Raw genomic sequence first — 3,051 nt, 5'->3', positions numbered from 1 at the left:
GGTAATCCCTGTTACCAATTTTTTCTTTTCCGATTAAAAATTATACAGGTAAATCCACGTTGCTACAAATCGGGGGTCATTACATATTGTCTAAACGCAGAGAAAGAAACGAGAATAGCTTTTCAGAATATAGCAACCAAAGACTCTATGACCGGTGTAAGAAATAAGCACGCGTATTTAGAGTATGAACATGATTTGAACCGGAAAATTCATAATAATGAACTCAAACATCTGGCAGTTGTTGTTTGTGATATAAACGGTCTTAAACATATCAATGATACATTAGGACATGCTGCGGGGGATAAGCTTATCAAAGATGCCTGTGCATTGATATGCGAAATATTCATACATGGCGCAGTCTTCAGAGTAGGTGGGGATGAGTTTGTAGTAGTACTTCAGGAAAAGGGATATGATACGATGAAAGAAACAATAAGTGTCATGAACAGGAAAGTAGAAGCTAATATCCCTGAAAATGGTGTCGTTGTGTCAATCGGCTATTCTGTATTGGAAGAGGGGGATCACCATGTTCGGGATGTATTTGAAAGAGCCGATAAAATGATGTATGAACGCAAGCAGCAACTTAAGGCGATGGGCGCAAAAACAAGGGAATAATAGTATCAGCAGATCCCTTTTATAAGATGACGCGTTTAAAAAATATGACATAAAAAAAGCAGAAGTATTTTACTTTGACCATATCTCCAAGGTAAAATATTGCTCAAAAAGTACACAGTTTTTATATGGCATAAATTCAAATCTTTATCTTATTATGGGAGGAACTTATGAGAAAGATACTTGTTGTGGTAGACATGCAAAAGGACTTTGTTGATGGGGCACTTGGCTCAAAAGAGGCTGTGGCTATCGTGCCGGCTGTTGTGGAAAAGATCAAATCCTATAACATAAAAGATGTTTTTGTCACTCGTGATACCCATCAGCCTGACTATATGGATACTCAGGAAGGCAAAAATCTTCCGGTTGTACACTGTGTAGAAGGGACAGATGGATGGCAGCTTGATTCAAGAGTGGCACAGGTGGTTGAAGGTGCAAGCTTTATCAATAAGCCAACCTTCGGCTCTACGGTTTTAGCGGAAACCATCAAAGCAATCAGTGAAAAAGAAAACATTGAAATAGAGCTCATTGGTCTCTGTACAGATATATGTGTGGTTTCCAATGCTTTGCTCCTTAAAGCCTCTATGCCTGAAGTTTCAATTTCCGTAGATCCTATGTGCTGTGCAGGTGTGACTCCTGAAAAACATGAGGCTGCTCTTGAAACAATGCGATCCTGCCAGATTTATGTGAGATCTTAGAAAGCTATATATACAATAAGCGTTCAAGCCTACACCTGACTTGAACGCTTATTCTATTACTTTGAAGGAGGCTTTTGTCATGATAAATAAAAATGCACCATTGTTACCTGATGAAATACTGAACAGGGTAAAGAAATTAAGTGTTGCCCTGATTCTGGACGGGGTCAAGAAAGCAAAGATTTCCATACCCATGGACGGATGTATGTGTGCTGAGATGAAGCCTGTCGGAACAACCAGACTTATGGTAGGTACGGCTCTTACTGTGGAAACCGAAGAGGGAGACAATCTCCCCATCAATATAGCCGCCTATACAAGATCTCTTGAAGGTTATGTTATGGTTGTAGACGGTAAAGCATATAAGGAAAGACCCTATATCGGAGATCTTTTTGAAAGAGCCTGCAAGGCCATGGGACTTTCCGGTATAGTTGTAAATGGCTATTCAAGGGACTCCGAGGAAACAAAAAAGCTTGATTTTCCTGTATATTCACTGGGGATAATTCCCAGAGGTCCTGTGAGAAAAGGCGAAGGAAACATTAACACTGACATCCACTGCGCAGGTGTTGAAGTAAAACCCGGTGATCTGGTGGTGGGAGATGCAGACGGAGTTTGTGTTATTCCAAGAGAGTATATAGAAGTGGTGCTTGAAAAGGCCGAAGAAAAGCTTGAATACGAAGAAAAGAGAGTAGCACTGATAGAAAGCTATGCCGAAGCACTGAAAAACGGAGAGGCACTGCCTGAGCTTGCCCCAAAGGAAGTAATTGAGATAAGAGAAAGACTGGAACAGTAGAGGGAATAATTGACATTTTCTCTGATTCTATCTATTTTTTATTAATGCCTATATGTATATTCTTACAGGAATAACAATAGAAAATGCTCAATATAAAATTAAAATCATGGGAGGACTATGTGAGAAAGATACTTGTTGTTGTGGCATAGAATGATAACCTGAACCAATTGTAGAATTTCCCTCATAGAATCATTCCTGTTCTCAAAAAAAACGTTCAAGGCTTCCTCAGTGAAGACTTGAACGTTTTTACTTATCCTGGTGACAACACACACTGTATTATGATATTTCAGCCAGCAGCTCATTTGCGGATTTAACGATATCCGGATTATATCCTTTATCAAGCAGTGTCTGAACCATGGAACCGGATTTTAACAGCTTTACTACCGTAGCTAATTCAGTAGCACCTTCTTTTCTAGCATTATCAGTCGCAGCATCAAGTTCGGGCTTCATGAGTTTTATAAGAGCTTCATTCATTTCCGGTACCTCCTTCAATTTGTTAAAAATCGCCTCGTTTTCTATCATCGCAAGATGCAAAACCGAATCGGCATTTTCTCTATCATCTTTTTCAGTAAGGACTTTGGCAGACGAAACCAGGCTTCTAGCTGTTGTTTCATCCATCCTACGGGTCAGGGCTTTTAACCATTGGTGTTCATCGACTCTCAATCTTGATGATATGATCAACTGAGTCGGAAAAAGCACTTTTTCCCCGGAAATGTAAAATATTCCCGGATATTCTTCAGTCACAATGCAACTGTTTTTCTTAAACCAGTTGATCAATGTTCTGGTTATTCCCTCCCGGATAAGAGAGATGGTTATTTCCGACGATCGGATAGCATCTTCATTCTCAGCATTGGCTTTATACAAACATGCATAGGCCAATGTCTTAAAATATTCATCTATACCAAGTTCATCTTCAGGTGACTTGTATTCAAAAATATTGTGTTGCAGGAAGATCCTGCC

The 3,051-nt window shown here is 39.6% G+C and carries 4 protein-coding genes; 3 read left to right on the top strand and 1 reads right to left on the bottom strand.

Features of this window, described 5'->3' with window-relative positions; translation table 11 throughout:
- From T515_RS15940 to T515_RS15930, 3 genes are all read left to right on the top strand, one after another.
- Positions 1–612 (top strand): GGDEF domain-containing protein (locus T515_RS15940; protein ID WP_155988415.1); only part of this gene is annotated, 612 nt, incomplete at its 5' end.
- A 167-nt stretch (positions 613–779) separates the two neighbouring features.
- A complete protein-coding gene (locus T515_RS15935; protein WP_036613471.1) occupies positions 780–1,304 on the top strand; it encodes a cysteine hydrolase family protein in 525 nt (174 codons plus the stop codon).
- A gap of 79 nt (positions 1,305–1,383) precedes the next feature.
- On the top strand, positions 1,384–2,091 hold the full coding sequence (locus T515_RS15930) for an RraA family protein (RefSeq protein WP_036613468.1): 708 nt from the start codon (positions 1,384–1,386) through the stop codon (positions 2,089–2,091).
- 276 nt (positions 2,092–2,367) lie between these two features.
- On the opposite strand, the gene T515_RS17745 is transcribed toward T515_RS15930, so the two are convergent.
- The coding region (locus T515_RS17745) for a hypothetical protein (protein ID WP_051671826.1) at positions 2,368–3,051 on the bottom strand (684 nt) is incomplete at its 5' end.

Origin of the sequence: Oribacterium sp. P6A1 (assembly GCF_000702885.1) — a bacterium.
In the GTDB taxonomy this organism is placed as follows: domain Bacteria; phylum Bacillota; class Clostridia; order Lachnospirales; family Lachnospiraceae; genus Oribacterium.
This window is presented reverse-complemented; position numbering and strand designations above follow the sequence as displayed.